The organism is Kluyvera sp. CHPC 1.251 (assembly GCF_036759945.1).
Lineage (GTDB): Bacteria > Pseudomonadota > Gammaproteobacteria > Enterobacterales > Enterobacteriaceae > Kluyvera > Kluyvera sichuanensis.
Genome location: NZ_JAPKIC010000004.1, coordinates 20,789 through 38,861 on the forward strand (window position 1 = coordinate 20,789; position 18,073 = coordinate 38,861).

An 18,073-nucleotide genomic window follows, 5' to 3' on the forward strand; every position below is an offset into this window, starting at 1 on the left:
AGGTTCTTGCCGCTACTACGCCCACTCCACTTATCCCGTTTAGGTATAGCCTGGAGATGCACTGTCTTACCGTCTTCCTGCAACACAAAGAGTTAGAGCATTTTGTTAATGTTTTGTAATAAGCCTGTCAATACTACCTGATTGTTTGTCGCCATGAAAGACTCTCGTTATTAGGCTATAATGCGCGAATCTATAGAGCCTGAAAATACTATGATTAAGACTTCATTTAGAAAAAACCAGCTTGAGCGATTCAGCTCACGACAAGCCACCAGGACGCGTAAAGATAACCAACCAAAACGCGTTATTCTGTTCAATAAACCCTACGATGTGTTGCCGCAATTTACCGACGAAGCAGGACGTAGCACGCTAAAAGATTATATTCCGGTGCAAAATGTCTACGCCGCAGGTCGTCTCGACCGGGACAGCGAGGGGCTGCTGGTGTTAACCAATGACGGCGCGCTGCAGGCCAGGCTCACCCAGCCGGGTAAGCGCACCGGGAAAATTTACTATGTGCAGGTTGAGGGTGAACCGACGCCGGAGGCCATTGAGGCACTGCGTAATGGCGTGACGCTGAACGATGGCCCCACCTTGCCCGCCGGTATTGAGCGAGTGGACGAGCCGGAATGGCTATGGCCGCGCAATCCGCCGATCCGTGAGCGCAAAGCCATTCCAACCGCATGGCTAAAGGTCACGCTCTATGAAGGACGTAACCGTCAGGTGCGCCGGATGACCGCCCACGTAGGTTTCCCAACGCTGCGGTTGATTCGCTATGCGATGGGTAGCTATACGCTGGATGACCTGAAAAACGGCGAATGGCGCGATGCCGATGCATCGGCCGCAGAGCGCGGCTAACACCGCGCTCGCAGGAAAATCCCAATCAGGAAATATCGGGCACAATGATGTTCTTATATTTCTCCAGCACCGGTGCGTTAGCGTCCGACGGGTTTTGCAGTTGCCACAGGTTACGCGTGATCCCGTCATTCACCAGATAGATGACCCCGGTTTCAATCGCCGACATCAGGCAGAGCATCACCGGTTCATTTACCGTATAGCCCACCTCGCCTTCCAGGATGCGCTGATAGTCGATATAGCGGAAGATCCCCGCCTGGAACTCATAGGAGAGGATCGTTTTACTGGTATTTACCGATGAAAGCACCTCCCCGGTACCGACGTTGACCACGCGTAGGTTCACGGCGATTTGATCAAGCTGGTACTGGGTACTGGCGCCAATACCAAAATAGCGCGCCCCTGCCCCGCCGGTTTTCACATTGCTTTCATAACCGATAATCGATCCTTCGATCAGGATATTCGCCGCCACCAGCGACGGCAACTGAGTGCGGTTGTTCACCGCCACGGTGCCGTTCTCCTGCGCCGCACGAATAATTTTGCGTTCGTTGAGCAGGTTTTGCAGTCCCTGTCGTTCAAGAGGAATAAACCAGTTGGAGTCTTTCAACGCTGACACCAGCATGGCGGTGGCGCTTTGCGGAACGGACGTTGAGAAGTTACTGGCCGGATAGGGTTTAAACTGCCCGGTTTCATCCTGAATGTTATAAACCGAGACAAACAGCTTGCCCTTCGGCGACGGTAAATGCGTGAGGTCCTGGTAGCTTTGCGACCGCGGTAATAGCGTCGGTTTCGCTGCCTGTTTAGGGGGAGAGGTAATACAGCCCGTAAGCATAAACAGGCTAATAAAAATAACCACTGCGCCAGCTATATTTTTCATTTCTGCATCTCGCCACGGAGGTGATTAATTTGATGAAACACTGTTCAGACCGTCAACTTCGATGGTTGAGGATTTCCCGGTTTTACGATCGAGAATATTCATCAGGAGCCGACCGTCGACATTTTTAATGTCAACAATAAAATCATTGGTCACTAACCGTCCCGGTTTACCGCTGGAGACATTTCCCATTAGGCTACCCAATAATTGTGACTGAACGGCGGAAGAGAAATTATCTAATGCCGATGTTCCCGAAACAGCCCCCCAATCATAAGCATTGGGATCTTTATAAGAGTTCTGCGCATTCGCTTCTGAAAGTAAAAATGCACCGTTATTGGGATTACCGCCAAAATTAGGGTTAATAAACTGGAAGGTTAAATTCCCAGCATGAACTGAAGTCGATAGCAAGCCGATGCCAAGCATCACAGAAAGCACTTTCATCGTACGCTCCTAGAACTCGTCGTGGGTCAAATCACCGGTATTTAATAATGCTTTGTTAATGGCTCTTTTCGATACAGAGTCATAAACAGCAGCGATGGCCATTGAGACTTGTTTATCAAAGTCTTTTTTACTCGGAAATAAAAAAGTCTGATATAAAACATCCTGGTCGATTTTAATCGTTATCCAACTACCCCAGCGTGCGCTGGGGCGTTCATTAATTGTGATAGCCGCAGGGTATTCCGCCTCCCAGTGGTCGGTGAAGGCACGATAAAAATCATGCCCGACCCGCGTAATCGTGTTATCGGTAACCAGGCCCGGTACTTCGACTTCAGCTGGATAACTGGCATGCGATACCATCAGCATCAATATTAATGCTGTAATACGGAATAAATATTTCATAACTATCGCCTGAGGTTTTCGTTAGCCCAGGAGACGGCCTGCGTTCTGTTTTTAACTGCAATCTTGCGAAAAAGATTATAGAGATGCGTTTTTACCGTATTTTCGCTGATAAACAGCAGCCTGGCGATCTCCACGTTTGAAGCGCCCATCCTGAGTTTATTCAGGATATCCTTCTCGCGCTGCGTCAGCCCGCTGGTATCATCATGATAACGGTAACTACCTGATTGATTAATAAGATAACTGGTGAGATCGTGAGGGAAATGGCAGCCGCCTTTCTGCACGTTACGGATGCCTTCAATCAGGGTGTGCTCGTCAACGGATAAGTAGAATACCGCGCTAATCCCCGGCCAGCTCTCCACTTCGTGGAAGGCGTAATCATCCGGCATATTGATCAACAGGACTTTGACTTTATCGCGTAACCGCCGCAACTCCGTTTGCCAGAGTAAATTCCGTTTTTTATCCGACTCGCTTAAGTCAAAAAGCACCAGCAATCGCTCCGCTTTCAGCTGATCGAGCGATTTTAAAATATTCTGGGTTTTGACATTAATCGTTAACGAACTTCTGAGTTGATGTACAAGGGCAGTGGCCTGCAATGAAGGCCGGGTTATTAGCATTAACGCATCATTATTCACCGCTTCTATTTCTATCGGCATTATGAAACCCCATTCCGCTTGCTGCTCGGAACAAGCTCTCTTTCTGATATGCATAAAAAATGCATATCAAGAAAGAGGTGCTGTTCTGTGTAGTTGCTGATATATAAGTATGACAATAAAGGGAAAATGGACGCACAATTGGCGCTTGTTTCCAGAAAGTGCTGCAATACTGTTCAATCTAGACATTGCCATTTTTATCGCAAGGATTATTTGTGTTTCAAATTGTAACAAGATCGTGTCAGTTTGTTTCAGCCAAATTACACCTTACTGCTGATTTTCCTACAAAAAATAGCGGGATTGCCCTTTAGCAAAATTAGGGGATTGGCTTCATAGATACATCGTATTTTATGCATGATATTGCCAGACCCACCAAAAAAGGCAGTGGGTGTAAATGAGAGCTGACATTATTTGTCATAGAAATGGTGGGTTTTGCGGAAGGTGTAAACCAATACGTACTGATCGTGTAAGAACACATACCGGTAACATCCCGTACGCACCGCGCCCAATCACGAGCTGCCCTCAAAAAACTCATACTAATGACTGACGTGATTTTTCAAAATACGCAATTCAGGCGAAAAAATTAGTTTCTCCCCTCCGACATACTCAAGCCATAAATCAGCGCAGCCAATTATTCATAAGCAGGCTATTGGCGCGCCGATTTAACTCCTGACTTTAACCGTCGGTTAAATCAAGGTGCCATTATGAAACAGTGGTTTTTATTAATACCCGTATTGGGTTATTCCTGTCTGGCAACTGCTGGAGGGGATTTAGCGGGCTCAGAATTCTCCGGGCTGGATAAATTCCATCAGGGCTACGATAAAATTGCTATTACTGGTCAACAAGGCAGTGGAAATTTCGCTGCTATTACTCAGTCTGGCAGTCATTTATTTGGCTCAATTTCGCAGTTTGGTGGACATAATGCCGCAACGTTAAGCCAGAGTGGCTTTAATAATCGCGCGGCGCTGGCTCAATACGGCAATAGTAATACTGCCAATGTTACCCAATCAGGGACGAATAACTCCGCAATATTAGTGCAGGCAGGCACGGGTAATCAGGCAGATATTACGCAAACGGGTTTTGATAACTTTGCGGAAATTGTCAATAAAGGCAACGGCAATATTACGCAGATTAATCAAACGGGCACAAACCGCAGCGCGGGCGTTGTGCAAAACTCAGCAGGAATGGCAATTCGCATTACCCAAAATTAGCAAGCGGTACGGGTGAGTTAACTATCGATAAACCTATGGGGTATCTTCATGAAAACGTGGAAAATTGTTGTTTTGTCAGCATTGTTCGTCTCGGGTTCAGCACTGGCCTCCGGTAGCCATTCAGGTGGCGGCGGTCCGTCAGAGTTCCCGCAGTACAGCAGCCCGACGCTGCCTCAGGTCGGTAACTGGGATGCCATGATCCATGTCTACCAGTCTGGCAATAGCAACGCCTCAAGCGCCGTGCAAAGCAGCGCCTACAAATCGAAAATCGATGTGCATCAGGGCGGCAGTAACAACACCTCGGTGGCAAGCCAGACCGGCGATCGCAGCCTGACGAGCATCGACCAGGCCGGTAACGGTAACTACTCAACGGCGGTGCAGACCGGCGATAGAAGCTCGATTGAAGTGAAACAGACCGGCAGCTATAACGGCTCAACCGTCGGCCAGTCCGCCCATGACGCGATGGTGCTGGTCTCCCAGAGCGGTTGGTACAACAACAGCAACGTTAACCAGTCGTACAATAACTCGCTGACGATTGTGAACCAAAGCGGTAACCACAATAACTCGTACACCTCACAGCAATAACACTACAGCCGGATGAGCCTCTCATCCGGCTGATTTCACTCACCAAAAGGAGGCTCCTATGCATCTGCTGCTTATCGCCGCCGCCCTCAGCAATCAGCTCTGGTTTGATACCCAACAGCAGGCCGATGCGGTCGTTATTACTCCGATGGTCACGCTGGCCGACGATTGTCAGTGCCAGTTAACCGTAAGCGTCATTCATCAGGGGACGTCCGGGCAAAGCTCCAGCAGCCAGCGCGGCAGCATTACGCTTGAGGGGAAAAAGCCGCAGCCGCTGGCCAGCATGACGCTGACGTTGCCGCCGGGAGAGTGGGCGCAAGTGACCGTCACCCTCAGCAACCGCCAGGGCATCATCGTGCAGCAAAGCTGGCAATCGTCGGCGCGAGTTTGATTTCCCCCTCTTCTTCTTTATATCCTTATCTTCTTTCTCGCTCGATAAGGATGCCGCATGTTCAAGCCACACGTTACCGTCGCCTGCGTGGTTCACGCTGAAGATAAATTTCTGGTCGTTGAAGAGACCATCAACGGCAAAGCGCTATGGAACCAGCCCGCAGGCCACCTTGAGGCAGATGAAACGCTGGCCCAGGCCGCCGAGCGCGAGCTATGGGAAGAGACCGGCATCCGCGCTAAGCCGCAGCATTTTCTCCGAATGCACCAGTGGCTGGCCCCGGACAACACGCCGTTCCTGCGATTCCTGTTCGTCATTGAACTCGACAGCATCTGCGCGACCGAACCGCACGATAGCGACATTGACCGCTGTTTATGGCTCAGCGCCGACGAGATTTTGCAGGCTAAAAACCTGCGTTCCGCGCTGGTTGCCGAAAGTATTCGTAGCTATCAGCAGGATGCACGCTATCCGCTATCATTAATCGGCGAATTTAACTGGCCGTTTACAGAGGGTGTCAAGTAAAGGGCCGCGTGATAGAATATGCCGCCTTGAAGTCCAATGTCGTGAGTATTCCAATGTCAGAAAGCCAGAAAAAAGTGATCGTCGGCATGTCCGGCGGTGTTGATTCCTCCGTTTCCGCCTACCTGTTACAACAACAGGGCTATAAGGTGGAGGGCCTGTTCATGAAGAACTGGGAGGAAGATGACGGCGAGGAATACTGCACTGCGGCGGCGGATCTGGCCGATGCACAAGCGGTGTGCGATAAGCTCGGTATTGAGCTGCACACCGTGAACTTTGCTGCCGAATACTGGGATAACGTATTTGAGCTCTTCCTGGAAGAGTACAAAGCGGGCCGTACGCCGAACCCGGATATCCTGTGCAACAAAGAGATCAAATTTAAAGCCTTCCTCGAGTTCGCTGCTGAAGATCTGGGCGCTGATTACATCGCAACCGGCCACTATGTGCGCCGCGCGGATGTGAACGGTAAAAGCCAGCTTCTGCGTGGCCTCGACGGCAACAAAGACCAGAGCTACTTCCTTTATACGCTGGGCCACGAACAGATCGCACAGAGCCTGTTCCCGGTCGGCGAGCTGGAAAAACCGCAGGTGCGTAAAATCGCCGAAGAGCTGGATCTCATCACCGCGAAGAAAAAAGACTCTACCGGAATCTGCTTTATCGGTGAGCGTAAATTCCGCGAGTTCCTCGGTCGCTACCTGCCGGCGCAGCCGGGCAAAATCATCACCGTTGACGGCGAAGAGATCGGCACCCATCAGGGGCTGATGTACCACACGCTCGGTCAGCGTAAAGGTCTGGGTATTGGCGGGACCAAAGAAGGGACGGAAGATCCGTGGTACGTGGTCGACAAAGACGTTGAAAACAACGTGCTGGTTGTCGCCCAGGGTCACGATCACCCGCGTCTGATGTCCGTTGGTCTTATCGCACAGCAGCTGCACTGGGTTGACCGCGAACCGGTCACCGGCACGTTCCGCTGCACCGTGAAGACCCGCTATCGCCAGACCGATATCCCGTGCACCGTCACCGCGCTGGATGAAGGCCGTATTGAGGTTCGTTTTGAAGAACCTGTTGCCGCAGTCACCCCAGGTCAGTCCGCCGTGTTCTACAACGGGGAAATCTGTCTGGGTGGCGGCGTGATTGAGCAGCGCCTGCCGCTGCCAGTGGAATAAAGCCCTGCCTCGATAGGGTATAACGCACTCTGGCCCGCGTCGCGCCGCAGGTCAGATGCCAACAAGGAGTGAGCGTGGCGAAGAATTACTATGACATCACCCTGGCGCTGGCCGGCATCTGCCAGTCAGCCCGTCTGGTGCAGCAGCTAGCCCATCAGGGGCACTGCGACGGCGATGCGTTACACGTCTCGCTGAACAGTATTATCGATCTCAACCCAGACTCTGCGCTGGGCGTCTTCGGTGGCAGTGAAGCCAATCTTCGCCTCGGCCTTGAAACCCTGCTCGCGGTGCTGAACGCCAGCAGCCGTCAGGGTCTGAACGCAGAACTGACCCGCTATACCCTCAGCCTGATGGTGCTGGAGCGTAAGCTCGCCGCCGCCAAAGGAGCGATGGATATTCTGGGCAACCGTATTACCGGTCTGCAACGCCAGCTCGACCATTTTGATTTACAGTCAGACACCCTGCTGAGCGCGATGGCAGGTATCTATGTGGACGTGATTAGCCCGCTTGGCCCGCGAATTCAGGTGACCGGCTCCCCTGCCGTGCTGCAAAGCCCGCAGGTGCAGTCTAAGGTCCGCGCTTCGCTGCTGGCAGGTATCCGCGCCGCGGTGCTGTGGCACCAGGTTGGCGGTGGCCGTCTACAGCTGATGTTTTCTCGTAATCGCCTGACCACTCAGGCCAAACAAATTCTTGCTCATTTAACCCCGGAGTTATGATCTATGGAATTATCCTCACTGACCGCCGTTTCCCCTGTCGATGGACGCTACGGCGATAAAGTCAGCGCGCTGCGCGAGATTTTCAGCGAATACGGTTTGCTGAAATTCCGTGTACAAGTCGAAGTACGCTGGCTGCAGAAGCTGGCCGCGCACGCAGCCGTCAAGGAAGTTCCTGCTTTTGCTGCCGACGCAAACGGTTTCCTCGATAGCATCGTGGCAAACTTCAATGAAGAAGACGCGGCACGCATTAAGACTATCGAGCGTACCACCAACCACGACGTGAAGGCGGTTGAGTATTTCCTGAAAGAAAAAGTCGCGGCCGTGCCTGAGCTGCACGCCGTGTCGGAATTCATTCACTTTGCCTGCACCTCCGAGGACATCAACAACCTGTCCCACGCGCTGATGCTGAAAACCGCGCGCGAAGAAGTGGTGCTGCCGTACTGGCGCAAAACCATCGATGCCATCAAAGATCTGGCCGTTCAGTATCGTGATATTCCGCTGCTCTCCCGTACTCACGGTCAGCCAGCCACGCCGTCAACCATCGGTAAAGAGATGGCGAACGTGGCCTACCGTATGGAGCGTCAGTACCGTCAGTTGGCACAGGTTGAGATCCTCGGCAAGATTAACGGCGCGGTTGGTAACTACAACGCCCACATCGCCGCGTATCCGGACGTTGACTGGCACCAGTTCAGCGAAGAGTTCGTCACCTCTCTGGGCATTCAGTGGAACCCGTACACCACCCAGATTGAGCCGCACGACTATATTGCCGAGCTGTTTGACTGCATCGCTCGCTTCAACACCATTCTGATCGACTTCGATCGCGATGTGTGGGGTTACGTTGCGCTCAACCACTTCAAGCAGAAAACCATCGCCGGTGAAATCGGTTCTTCCACTATGCCGCACAAGGTCAACCCGATCGACTTCGAAAACTCCGAAGGTAACCTGGGCCTGTCCAACGCCGTGCTGCAGCACCTGGCAAGCAAACTGCCGGTTTCCCGCTGGCAGCGTGACCTGACCGACTCCACCGTGCTGCGTAACCTGGGCGTGGGTATTGGCTATGCGCTGATCGCCTACCAGTCCACCCTGAAAGGCGTGAGCAAACTGGAAGTGAACCGCGATCGTCTGCTCGACGAACTGGATCACAACTGGGAAGTCCTGGCTGAGCCAATTCAGACAGTGATGCGCCGCTACGGTATCGAAAAACCGTACGAGAAGCTGAAAGAACTGACCCGCGGCAAGCGCGTAGATGCCGAAGGTATGAAGCAGTTCATCGACGGTCTGGCGCTGCCGGAAGAAGAGAAAACCCGTCTGAAAGCCATGACCCCGGCGAACTATATCGGCCGCGCCATCACCATGGTTGACGAGCTGAAATAATCCCGCCCTCCCCCTCCTTCTTCCTGAAGGAGGGGACTTTCCCGCCAATTTAGTTAATGTTTATCTCCATAAGCTCATAATCGCGTTAAACTATTCACGTCATTAATTTAATGGAGAAACAGCATGCGCGTACTCGTCGTAGAGGACAACGCTCTGTTACGTCACCACCTGAAAGTTCAGCTCCAGGAAATGGGCCACCAGGTGGATGCCGCAGAAGACGCGAAGGAAGCAGACTATTACTTAGGCGAGCATATCCCGGATATTGCGATTGTTGATTTAGGGCTTCCCGACGAGGATGGCCTGTCGCTAATCCGCCGCTGGCGCAGCCACGACATTTCGCTGCCTATTCTGGTGCTCACCGCACGTGAAAGCTGGCAGGATAAGGTCGAAGTACTGAGCGCGGGCGCCGACGACTATGTCACCAAACCTTTCCATATTGAGGAAGTGGCGGCTCGTATGCAGGCACTGATGCGCCGTAACAGCGGCCATGCTTCACAGGTTATCTCCCTACCGCCGTTCCAGGTTGACCTCTCTCGCCGCGAACTCTCCATTAATGACGAGGTGATTAAGCTCACCGCGTTTGAATACACCATTATGGAAACGCTGATCCGCAATAACGGGAAAGTGGTCAGCAAAGACTCCCTGATGCTTCAGCTCTATCCGGATGCGGAGCTGCGCGAGAGCCACACCATCGACGTACTGATGGGCCGCCTGCGTAAGAAAATTCAGGCTCAGTATCCCCAGGACGTGATTATCACCGTGCGCGGTCAGGGCTATCTGTTCGAACTACGCGAATGAAGAGCTTACGTCGGCATCTCCTGCCGCTGTCGCTGCGGATGCGTTTCCTGCTGGCGACGGCCGCGGTGGTTATCGTGCTGTCACTGGCCTACGGCATGGTGGCACTGGTTGGCTACAGCGTCAGCTTCGATAAAACCACCTTCCGTCTGCTGCGCGGCGAGAGCAACCTGTTCTATACCCTCTCCAAATGGGAAGACAACGCGCTGCACGTCGATATCCCCGAAAATCTCAATATGCAGGGCCCCACGGTCGCACTGATCTATAACGAGCAGGGCAAACTGCTGTGGCAGCAAAAAGATCTGCCGTGGCTGGTGAAGAGCATTCAACCCGACTGGTTAAAAGGCAACGGATTCTATGAGGTAGAAGCCGATGCTACCGCTAGCAGCACCCTGCTGCGCGACGATCATGAGATGCAAAAAGAGCTGACCGAGATGCGTCAGGAAGGCGACGATTCGGAGATGACCCACTCGGTGGCGGTCAACAGCTATCCGGCCACCAGCCTGATGCCCGCGCTGACCATCGTCGTCGTCGATACCATTCCGATTGAGCTTAAGCGTTCCTATATGGTCTGGAGCTGGTTCTCCTACGTACTGGCCGCCAACCTGCTACTGGTTATCCCATTGCTATGGATTGCTGCCCACTGGAGCCTACGCCCCATCGCCGACCTCACCCGCGAGGTTCGTGAGCTGGAGGAGCATCACCGCGAGCATCTGAATCCCGACACTACCCGTGAGTTAACGAGTCTGGTGCGCAACCTGAACCGGCTGCTGAAAAGCGAGCGCGATCGCTACGACAAGTACCGCACTACGCTCACCGATCTGACCCACAGCCTGAAAACACCTCTGGCGGTGCTGCAAAGTTCACTACGTTCACTGCGCAGTGAAAAGATCACCGTCAGCGAGGCCGAGCCGGTGATGCTGGAACAGATTAGCCGCATCTCGCAGCAGATTGGCTACTACCTGCATCGCGCCAGCATGCGTAGCGATAGCACCCTGCTTAGCCGCGAACTTCACCCGGTCGCCCCGCTGTTAGACAGCCTGACGTCGGCGCTTAATAAGGTCTATCAGCGTAAAGGGGTCAACATCACCCTGGACATTTCGCCGGAGATCTCCTTTGTCGGCGAGAAGAACGACTTTATGGAAGTAATGGGCAACCTGCTGGATAACGCCTGCAAGTACTGCCTTGAGTTCGTCGAGGTTTCCGCCCGTCAGACCGATGATTATCTGCATATCTTTGTCGAAGATGACGGCCCTGGCATCCCGCAAAGCAAGCGCGACATCGTCTTTGACCGAGGCCAGCGCGCCGACACGTTACGCCCAGGACAAGGGGTTGGTCTATCGGTAGCCCGCGATATTGTTGACCAGTATGACGGACAGATCATTGCCCACGAAAGCCTGCTCGGCGGGGTGAAAATGGAGGTCATTTTCGGGCATCAGGGTCTGGAGAGTCACGAAGGGTAAATAATGTTTCCGTAGCAGGGTAGTTTTGTGAATACGATGTATAATCCGGACATACATCTGCTGCGGAAATATCAATATGGAATACCACTTAACGTTAAACTGGCCCGATTTTATGGCGCGCTACTGGCAAAAACGCCCGGTGGTGCTGAAACGCGGCTTCGCCAACTTTATTGACCCTATTTCACCGGATGAACTGGCTGGTCTGGCGATGGAAAATGAAGTCGATAGCCGACTGGTAAGCCACCTTGATGGTAACTGGCAGGTCAGCCACGGTCCCTTTGAAAGCTACGATCACCTCGGTGAAAGCAACTGGTCGCTGCTGGTTCAGGCTGTTGACCACTGGCACGAACCCTCCAGCGCGCTGATGCGCCCATTCCGCGCCCTTCCCGACTGGCGCATTGACGATCTGATGATCTCCTTCTCGGTGCCGGGCGGCGGCGTTGGCCCGCACGTCGATCAGTATGACGTCTTTATTATTCAGGGTACCGGCCGTCGTCGCTGGCGCGTGGGCGAGAAAACCGCGCTCAAGCAGCACTGTCCTCATCCGGATCTGCTGCAGGTGCAGGCGTTCGAAGCGATCATCGATGAAGAGATGGAGCCCGGCGATATCCTCTATATTCCACCAGGATTCCCGCACGAAGGCTATGCGCTGGAGAATTCACTCAACTACTCCGTAGGCTTCCGTTCGCCGAACAGCCGCGAGCTGATTAGCGGCTTTGCTGACTATATTCTGCAGCGCGACCTCGGCAACCAGCACTACAGCGACCCGGACGTACCGTCACGCGATCATCCAGCGGATCTGCTGCCGCAGGAAGTGGATCGTCTGCGCGACATGATGCTCGGGTTGATCCAGCAGCCGGAGCATTTCCAGCAGTGGCTGGGCGAGTTTATCAGCCAGTCGCGCCATGAGCTGGATATCGCACCGCCAGAGCCACCGTATCAGCCAGACGAAATTTACGATGCGCTGCAACAGGGCGATATGCTGCAACGTCTGGGCGGCCTGCGGGTGATTCGTATCGGCGATGACTTCTTCGTTAACGGCGAGAAAGTAGATTCACCGCATCAGCAGGCGCTGGACGCGATGGCGGGCAGTATTATGCTGGAGAGCCAGCATTTTGGTGAGGCGCTGGACGACCCATCCTTCCTGGCGATGCTGGCCGCGCTGGTGAACAGCGGGTATTGGTTTTTTGCTGAGTAAAGCGCGATAACCCCGGGGTCGCATTCGCTCCCCCGGGCTACATATTGCACGATTGTAGCCCGGCCAAGCGACGCGCCGCCGGGTTTTCTTTGCTAATTAACCGCGTTTCGCAGTCAGCTCCGCAATGCGCACAATCACCTGCACAGCCTTCTCCATCCCTTCCAGGGTCACAAACTCGTGCTTGCCGTGGTAGTTATAGCCGCCGGTAAAGAGGTTCGGGCACGGGAGTCCCATAAACGACAGCTGCGCACCGTCTGTGCCGCCGCGAATCGGTTTGAGATCCGGCTCGATATCGCAATCGCGCATCGCCTGCTGGGCAATATCCAGAATATAAGGATGATCGGCCACCTTTTCGCGCATATTGTAATAGCTGTCTTCAATTATCAGCTCAATATAGCAATCCGGGTGTAGACCTTTCCCTACCTTCTTGGCAATCTCCATCATCTTGCGCTTACGTGCTTCAAACTGCTTGCGGTCGAAATCACGCACGATGTAGTGCATCTCCGCGCGATCCACCGAGCCTTTGATGCTGGTGAGATGGTAGAAACCTTCGTAGCCTTCGGTGGTTTCCGGGCTCTCGTCGGCCGGTACTTCCGCATGAATGCGAGCCGCCAGCGACAGTGCGTTGACCATCACCCCTTTCGCGGTACCCGGATGCACGTTGTTGCCGACAATCTTGATGGTAATAGAGGCCGCGTTGAAGTTCTCAAACTCCAGCTCACCCACGCCACCGCCGTCCACGGTATAGGCCCACTGGGCGTTAAAGGCGTCGACATCAAAGTGCTTCGCCCCTTTGCCGACCTCTTCGTCCGGGGTAAATGCCACGCGAATATCGCCGTGCGGAATGTTTTTCTCTTTCAGCACCGCCAGCGCGGTCATGATTTCGGCAATACCGGCTTTATCATCGGCACCCAGCAGCGTTTTGCCGTCGGTGGTGATAAGCGTCTGCCCCAGCAGCTGATGCAGCACCGGGAACATTACCGGTGACAGCACTTCATCACCAATCCCCAGCGCGATATCGCCGCCGCGATAGTTTTCAACAATTTGCGGATTGACGTTTTTGCCGCTGAAATCCGGAGCGGTATCAACATGGGAGATAAAACCGATCGCCGGAATATCGCCGCTGACGTTCGCCGGGAGGGTGCCCATCACCGTTCCCTTCTCGCTCAGCGTGACGTTAACCAGCCCCATTGTTTCCAATTGCTCTTTGAGCAGATGTAATAGTTTCCACTGCCCTTCGGTACTCGGCACCTGACGCACGCCGGGCTTCGACTGTGTGTCCAGTGAAACGTACTGCAAAAAACGCTCAAGCAATTTATCCATGTAGCCACCCTCACTTTTTGTGACAACATTATCAATAAGCAGGAAAACACAAATATTGCGTCAGGTCACTTTTAGCCCGGCAAAGGCCATTTTTTTCATCAATTCGTCGCTAATCATCAGATATACCTAAGGTAGCTTAGACAAGGATTGGCGATTGGGTATCGTTTGCCGTAGAATGCCAGCCCTTATTAATAAATCTCAGACCTCTAAACGTCTAAAGGTGGATAACCACAAACCCCGCATCGGTAAGCCATCCGGTGTGTTGACATGGGACAGAGTAAGAAATTGAATACAAAATCGCGTTCGCTTTCACCGCTGGTGCAACTGGCGGGAATTCGCAAAGATTTCGATGGGAAAACGGTCATCTCCGATCTGAACCTGACCATCAATAACGGCGAGTTCCTCACGCTGCTTGGCCCCTCTGGCTGCGGTAAAACAACCGTTCTTCGCCTTATCGCTGGGCTGGAAAACGTCGATGCCGGGACCATCCATCTGGAAAACCAGGACATCACCGACGTGCCTGCCGAAAACCGCCACGTCAATACCGTGTTCCAGAGCTACGCGCTATTCCCGCATATGACCGTTTTCGATAACGTCGCCTTTGGCCTGCGGATGCAGAAAACGCCGGCAAATGACATCAGCCCACGGGTTCACGATGCGCTGCGTATGGTGCAGCTTGAAGAATTTGCCCAGCGTAAACCGCACCAGCTCTCCGGCGGGCAGCAACAGCGCGTCGCCATTGCCCGCGCCGTGGTCAACAAGCCGAGTCTGCTGCTGCTCGATGAATCCCTCTCCGCGCTCGACTACAAGCTGCGTAAGCAGATGCAGAACGAACTGAAAGCGCTGCAGCGCAAGCTCGGGATCACCTTCGTGTTCGTCACCCACGATCAGGAAGAAGCCCTGACCATGTCCGACCGTATCGTGGTGATGCGCGACGGTAAAATTGAGCAGGACGGCACGCCGCGCGAAATCTACGAAGAGCCGAAGAATCTGTTCGTGGCGAGCTTTATCGGCGAGATTAATATCTTCAACGCCACCGTCATTGAACGTCTCGACGAGCTGCGCGTTCGCGCCAGCGTCGAAGGCCGCGAATGCAATATTGACGTCAAATTCCCGGTCACTCCAGGACAGAAGCTCAACGTTCTGCTGCGCCCGGAAGATCTGCGCGTCGATGAAATTCACGACGGTACCGACGTCGACGGCCTGATTGGCTACGTGCGCGAGCGTAACTATAAAGGCATGACGCTGGAGTCGGTGGTAGAGCTTGAGAACGGCAAAATGGTGATGGTCAGTGAATTCTTCAACGAAGACGACCCCGACTTTGACCACTCGTTAGATCAGAAAATGGCGATTAATTGGGTAGAAAGCTGGGAGGTTGTACTGGCTGATGAAGAGCACAAGTAAGTTCCAGAATGTGGTGATTGCCACCATCGTCGGTTGGCTTGTGCTGTTCGTGTTCCTGCCCAACCTGATGATCATCATCACCAGCTTCCTGACGCGTGATGATGCCAACTTCGTCCAGATGGTCTTTACCCTGGACAACTACACCCGGCTGCTTGACCCGCTATATGCCGAGGTGCTGCTGCACTCGCTGAACATGGCGTTTATCGCTACGCTGGCGTGCCTGGTGCTGGGCTATCCCTTCGCCTGGTTTCTGGCGCGCCTGCCGCATAACGTGCGCCCGCTGCTGCTGTTCTTGCTGATTGTTCCATTCTGGACCAACTCGCTGATTCGCATCTATGGGCTGAAAATTTTCCTCAGCACTAAGGGCTATCTCAACGAGTTCCTGCTGTGGCTGGGTATTATTGATACCCCTATCCGCATCATGTTCACCCCCAGCGCGGTGATTATCGGTCTCGTCTATATTCTGCTGCCGTTTATGGTAATGCCGCTCTACTCCAGCATTGAAAAGCTCGATAAACCGCTGCTGGAAGCGGCTAAAGACCTCGGCGCCAGCAAGCTGCAAACCTTTATCCGTATCATCATTCCGTTGACCATGCCGGGGATTATCGCCGGCTGTCTGCTGGTGATGCTGCCGGCGATGGGACTGTTCTACGTCTCTGACCTGATGGGCGGCGCGAAAAACCTGCTGATTGGTAACGTCATCAAGAGCCAGTTCCTCAACATCCGCGACTGGCCGTTTGGCGCGGCCACCAGCATTACGCTGACCGTGGTCATGGGGCTGATGCTGCTGGTGTACTGGCGCGCTTCGCGCCTGCTGAACAAGAAGGTGGAGCTGGAATGATCGGTCGACTGCTGCGCGGCGGCTTTATGTCCGCCATTTATGCCTATCTCTACATCCCGATAATCATTTTGATCGTCAACTCGTTTAACAGTTCGCGTTTCGGGATCAACTGGCAGGGCTTCACCACTAAATGGTACAGCCTGCTGATGAACAACGACAGCCTGCTACAGGCGGCCCAGCACTCGCTGACGATGGCGATTTTTTCCGCCACCGCCGCCACGCTGATTGGCTCGCTCACCGCCGTGGCACTGTACCGCTACCGCTTTCGCGGCAAACCGTTCGTCAGCGGCATGCTGTTCGTGGTGATGATGTCGCCAGATATCGTGATGGCGATATCCCTGCTGGTGCTGTTTATGCTGCTCGGGATTCAACTGGGCTTCTGGTCGCTGCTCTTCTCGCACATCACCTTCTGCCTGCCGTTCGTGGTGGTCACCGTCTACTCGCGCCTCAAAGGCTTTGACGTGCGCATGCTGGAAGCGGCGAAAGATCTGGGCGCCAGCGAACTGACTATTCTGCGCAAAATTATTCTGCCGCTGGCGCTGCCGGCGGTGGCCGCGGGCTGGTTGTTAAGCTTTACCCTGTCGATGGATGACGTGGTGGTCTCGTCGTTCGTGACCGGGCCAAGCTATGAAATTCTGCCGCTGAAGATCTACTCGATGGTGAAAGTTGGCGTTTCACCAGAAGTGAATGCGCTGGCAACGATTTTGCTGGTGCTATCGCTGGTGATGGTCATTGCCAGCCAGCTGATTGCACGAGATAAAACCAAGAGCCTGAAGGTCAGGCACTAAACTCAGGGGACGTAAAATGAAAAAATGGTCACGCCACCTGCTCGCGGCAGGTGCTTTAGCGCTCGGCATAAGTGCGGCCCACGCGGACGATAGCAAAACGCTCTATTTCTATAACTGGACGGAGTACGTGCCGCCAGGCCTTCTGGAACAGTTCACCAAAGAGACCGGCATCAAGGTTATCTATTCGACCTATGAGTCGAACGAAACCATGTACGCCAAGCTCAAGACTTACAAAGACGGTGCCTACGATCTGGTGGTGCCGTCGACCTACTTTGTCGACAAGATGCGCAAAGAGGGCATGATCCAGAAGATCGACAAAAGCCAGCTGAGCAACTTTAAGAACCTCGACCCAGAGATGCTCAACAAGCCGTTCGATCCGAACAACGATTACTCGATCCCGTATATCTGGGGCGCCACGGCGATTGGTATCAACAGCGATGCCATTGACCCGAAAACCGTCACCAGTTGGGCCGACCTGTGGAAGCCAGAATATAAAGGCAGCCTGCTGCTGACCGACGACGCCCGTGAAGTGTTCCAGGTGGCGCTGCGCAAGCTCGGCTACTCCGGCAACACCACCGACCCGAAAGAGATTGAAGCGGCCTACAACGAGCTGAAAAAGCTGATGCCAAACGTGGCGGCGTTCAACTCCGACAACCCGGCTAACCCGTATATGGAAGGCGAAGTGAATCTGGGGATGGTGTGGAACGGCTCCGCGTTCGTTGCCCGTCAGGCCGGTACGCCGCTGGAAGTGGTATGGCCAAAAGAAGGCGGTATCTTCTGGATGGACAGCCTCGCTATTCCGGCCAATGCCAAAAACAAAGAAGGCGCGCTGAAGCTGATTAACTTCCTGCTGCGCCCGGACGTGGCAAAAGAGGTGGCGGAAACCATCGGCTACCCAACGCCAAACCTGGCGGCGCGCAAACTGCTGAGCCCGGAAGTCGCTAACGACAAATCGCTCTACCCGGATGCCGAAACCATCAACAAAGGCGAATGGCAGAACGATGTCGGCAGCGCCAGCACGCTGTATGAAGAGTATTACCAGAAGCTGAAAGCGAGACGTTAATTTACCGCCCCGCTAGCCCGGCAGCCACTGTG

20 protein-coding genes are annotated in these 18,073 nt (G+C 53.7%); 15 read left to right on the forward strand and 5 right to left on the reverse strand.

From position 1 onward, the window contains the following. Window positions 1-180: 180 nt before the first annotated feature. The gene (gene rluE / locus V6940_RS09245; RefSeq protein ID WP_333495646.1) at window positions 181-852 is read left to right on the forward strand and encodes a 23S rRNA pseudouridine(2457) synthase RluE; all 672 of its coding nucleotides are present in this window, start codon (window positions 181-183) and stop codon (window positions 850-852) included. A gap of 25 nt (window positions 853-877) precedes the next feature. Here the strand turns inward: rluE and csgG are convergent, their stop codons facing one another. The 4 genes from csgG to csgD are packed head-to-tail and all read right to left on the reverse strand — an operon-like array spanning window position 878 to window position 3,213. After that, entirely contained in the window at window positions 878-1,723 is an 846-nt protein-coding gene (gene csgG / locus V6940_RS09250) for a curli production assembly/transport protein CsgG (protein ID WP_185669981.1), read from the reverse strand. Between the two features lie 24 nt (window positions 1,724-1,747). Continuing rightward, the gene (csgF, locus tag V6940_RS09255) at window positions 1,748-2,161 is read right to left on the reverse strand and encodes a curli production assembly/transport protein CsgF (RefSeq protein ID WP_185669980.1); all 414 of its coding nucleotides are present in this window, start codon (window positions 2,159-2,161) and stop codon (window positions 1,748-1,750) included. A 9-nt stretch (window positions 2,162-2,170) separates the two neighbouring features. Further along, the gene (gene csgE / locus V6940_RS09260; RefSeq protein ID WP_442910789.1) at window positions 2,171-2,560 is read right to left on the reverse strand and encodes a curli production assembly/transport protein CsgE; all 390 of its coding nucleotides are present in this window, start codon (window positions 2,558-2,560) and stop codon (window positions 2,171-2,173) included. A gap of 2 nt (window positions 2,561-2,562) precedes the next feature. Further along, a complete protein-coding gene (gene csgD / locus V6940_RS09265; protein ID WP_185670000.1) occupies window positions 2,563-3,213 on the reverse strand; it encodes a biofilm master transcriptional regulator CsgD in 651 nt (216 codons plus the stop codon). A gap of 701 nt (window positions 3,214-3,914) precedes the next feature. On the opposite strand from csgD, the gene V6940_RS09270 reads away from it, so the two are divergent. The 10 genes from V6940_RS09270 (at window position 3,915) to V6940_RS09315 (ending at window position 12,622) form a co-directional block, all read left to right on the forward strand. Then, window positions 3,915-4,421 (forward strand): curlin, encoded by a 507-nt coding sequence (locus tag V6940_RS09270; protein ID WP_333495647.1) that lies wholly within the window; start codon window positions 3,915-3,917, stop codon window positions 4,419-4,421. 48 nt (window positions 4,422-4,469) lie between these two features. Continuing rightward, window positions 4,470-5,006, forward strand: coding sequence for a curlin (locus V6940_RS09275; protein WP_333495648.1), 537 nt, complete (start codon window positions 4,470-4,472; stop codon window positions 5,004-5,006). Window positions 5,007-5,064: 58 nt separating this feature from the next. Beyond that, window positions 5,065-5,394 (forward strand): curli assembly chaperone CsgC, encoded by a 330-nt coding sequence (gene csgC / locus V6940_RS09280; protein WP_333495649.1) that lies wholly within the window; start codon window positions 5,065-5,067, stop codon window positions 5,392-5,394. Between the two features lie 57 nt (window positions 5,395-5,451). Then, window positions 5,452-5,913: an NUDIX hydrolase gene (locus V6940_RS09285; RefSeq protein ID WP_185669975.1), complete on the forward strand. Its 462-nt coding sequence runs from the start codon at window positions 5,452-5,454 to the stop codon at window positions 5,911-5,913. 53 nt (window positions 5,914-5,966) lie between these two features. Next, entirely contained in the window at window positions 5,967-7,076 is a 1,110-nt protein-coding gene (gene mnmA, locus V6940_RS09290; RefSeq protein WP_035896079.1) for a tRNA 2-thiouridine(34) synthase MnmA, read from the forward strand. A gap of 74 nt (window positions 7,077-7,150) precedes the next feature. Next, window positions 7,151-7,792 (forward strand): high frequency lysogenization protein HflD, encoded by a 642-nt coding sequence (gene hflD / locus V6940_RS09295; RefSeq protein ID WP_035896078.1) that lies wholly within the window; start codon window positions 7,151-7,153, stop codon window positions 7,790-7,792. 3 nt (window positions 7,793-7,795) lie between these two features. Beyond that, complete coding sequence (gene purB, locus V6940_RS09300) at window positions 7,796-9,166, forward strand: adenylosuccinate lyase (RefSeq protein ID WP_333495650.1); 1,371 nt, start codon at window positions 7,796-7,798, stop codon at window positions 9,164-9,166. Window positions 9,167-9,289: 123 nt separating this feature from the next. Beyond that, entirely contained in the window at window positions 9,290-9,964 is a 675-nt protein-coding gene (gene phoP, locus V6940_RS09305) for a two-component system response regulator PhoP (RefSeq protein ID WP_035896075.1), read from the forward strand. Next, window positions 9,961-11,424: a two-component system sensor histidine kinase PhoQ gene (phoQ, locus tag V6940_RS09310; protein WP_333495651.1), complete on the forward strand. Its 1,464-nt coding sequence runs from the start codon at window positions 9,961-9,963 to the stop codon at window positions 11,422-11,424. The genes phoP and phoQ overlap by 4 nt, the downstream gene beginning before the upstream one ends. Before the next feature lie 76 nt (window positions 11,425-11,500). Beyond that, window positions 11,501-12,622, forward strand: a complete 1,122-nt coding sequence (locus V6940_RS09315) for a ribosomal protein uL16 3-hydroxylase (protein ID WP_185669972.1) — start codon at window positions 11,501-11,503, stop codon at window positions 12,620-12,622. 96 nt (window positions 12,623-12,718) lie between these two features. Here V6940_RS09315 and pepT read toward each other — a convergent pair whose 3' ends face one another. Then, a complete protein-coding gene (gene pepT / locus V6940_RS09320) occupies window positions 12,719-13,945 on the reverse strand; it encodes a peptidase T (protein ID WP_333012860.1) in 1,227 nt (408 codons plus the stop codon). Window positions 13,946-14,212: 267 nt separating this feature from the next. On the opposite strand from pepT, the gene potA reads away from it, so the two are divergent. The 4 genes from potA to potD are packed head-to-tail and all read left to right on the forward strand — an operon-like array spanning window position 14,213 to window position 18,041. Then, complete coding sequence (potA, locus tag V6940_RS09325; protein ID WP_333012861.1) at window positions 14,213-15,349, forward strand: spermidine/putrescine ABC transporter ATP-binding protein PotA; 1,137 nt, start codon at window positions 14,213-14,215, stop codon at window positions 15,347-15,349. Further along, entirely contained in the window at window positions 15,333-16,190 is an 858-nt protein-coding gene (gene potB / locus V6940_RS09330) for a spermidine/putrescine ABC transporter permease PotB (protein ID WP_333495652.1), read from the forward strand. The genes potA and potB overlap by 17 nt, the downstream gene beginning before the upstream one ends. Then, entirely contained in the window at window positions 16,187-16,978 is a 792-nt protein-coding gene (potC, locus tag V6940_RS09335; RefSeq protein ID WP_185666385.1) for a spermidine/putrescine ABC transporter permease PotC, read from the forward strand. The genes potB and potC overlap by 4 nt, the downstream gene beginning before the upstream one ends. A 16-nt stretch (window positions 16,979-16,994) precedes the next feature. Further along, entirely contained in the window at window positions 16,995-18,041 is a 1,047-nt protein-coding gene (gene potD / locus V6940_RS09340; RefSeq protein WP_333495653.1) for a spermidine/putrescine ABC transporter substrate-binding protein PotD, read from the forward strand. Window positions 18,042-18,073: the final 32 nt, after the last annotated feature.

Excerpts from the sequence above, each read along its gene's own strand:
- V6940_RS09285 (WP_185669975.1), top strand. The coding sequence starts at position 5,452 with ATGTTCAAGCCACACGTTACCGTCGCCTGCGTGGTTCACGCTGAAGAT.
- mnmA (WP_035896079.1), top strand. The coding sequence starts at position 5,967 with ATGTCAGAAAGCCAGAAAAAAGTGATCGTCGGCATGTCCGGCGGTGTT.
- potB (WP_333495652.1), top strand. The coding sequence starts at position 15,333 with ATGAAGAGCACAAGTAAGTTCCAGAATGTGGTGATTGCCACCATCGTC.
- purB (WP_333495650.1), top strand. The coding sequence starts at position 7,796 with ATGGAATTATCCTCACTGACCGCCGTTTCCCCTGTCGATGGACGCTAC.
- V6940_RS09275 (WP_333495648.1), top strand. The coding sequence starts at position 4,470 with ATGAAAACGTGGAAAATTGTTGTTTTGTCAGCATTGTTCGTCTCGGGT.
- phoP (WP_035896075.1), top strand. The coding sequence starts at position 9,290 with ATGCGCGTACTCGTCGTAGAGGACAACGCTCTGTTACGTCACCACCTG.
- rluE (WP_333495646.1), top strand. The coding sequence starts at position 181 with ATGCGCGAATCTATAGAGCCTGAAAATACTATGATTAAGACTTCATTT.
- potD (WP_333495653.1), top strand. The coding sequence starts at position 16,995 with ATGAAAAAATGGTCACGCCACCTGCTCGCGGCAGGTGCTTTAGCGCTC.
- pepT (WP_333012860.1), bottom strand. The coding sequence starts at position 13,945 with ATGGATAAATTGCTTGAGCGTTTTTTGCAGTACGTTTCACTGGACACA.
- csgD (WP_185670000.1), bottom strand. The coding sequence starts at position 3,213 with ATGCCGATAGAAATAGAAGCGGTGAATAATGATGCGTTAATGCTAATA.
- potC (WP_185666385.1), top strand. The coding sequence starts at position 16,187 with ATGATCGGTCGACTGCTGCGCGGCGGCTTTATGTCCGCCATTTATGCC.
- csgC (WP_333495649.1), top strand. The coding sequence starts at position 5,065 with ATGCATCTGCTGCTTATCGCCGCCGCCCTCAGCAATCAGCTCTGGTTT.
- potA (WP_333012861.1), top strand. The coding sequence starts at position 14,213 with ATGGGACAGAGTAAGAAATTGAATACAAAATCGCGTTCGCTTTCACCG.
- csgE (WP_442910789.1), bottom strand. The coding sequence starts at position 2,560 with ATGAAATATTTATTCCGTATTACAGCATTAATATTGATGCTGATGGTA.
- csgF (WP_185669980.1), bottom strand. The coding sequence starts at position 2,161 with ATGAAAGTGCTTTCTGTGATGCTTGGCATCGGCTTGCTATCGACTTCA.
- phoQ (WP_333495651.1), top strand. The coding sequence starts at position 9,961 with ATGAAGAGCTTACGTCGGCATCTCCTGCCGCTGTCGCTGCGGATGCGT.
- V6940_RS09270 (WP_333495647.1), top strand. The coding sequence starts at position 3,915 with ATGAAACAGTGGTTTTTATTAATACCCGTATTGGGTTATTCCTGTCTG.
- V6940_RS09315 (WP_185669972.1), top strand. The coding sequence starts at position 11,501 with ATGGAATACCACTTAACGTTAAACTGGCCCGATTTTATGGCGCGCTAC.
- csgG (WP_185669981.1), bottom strand. The coding sequence starts at position 1,723 with ATGAAAAATATAGCTGGCGCAGTGGTTATTTTTATTAGCCTGTTTATG.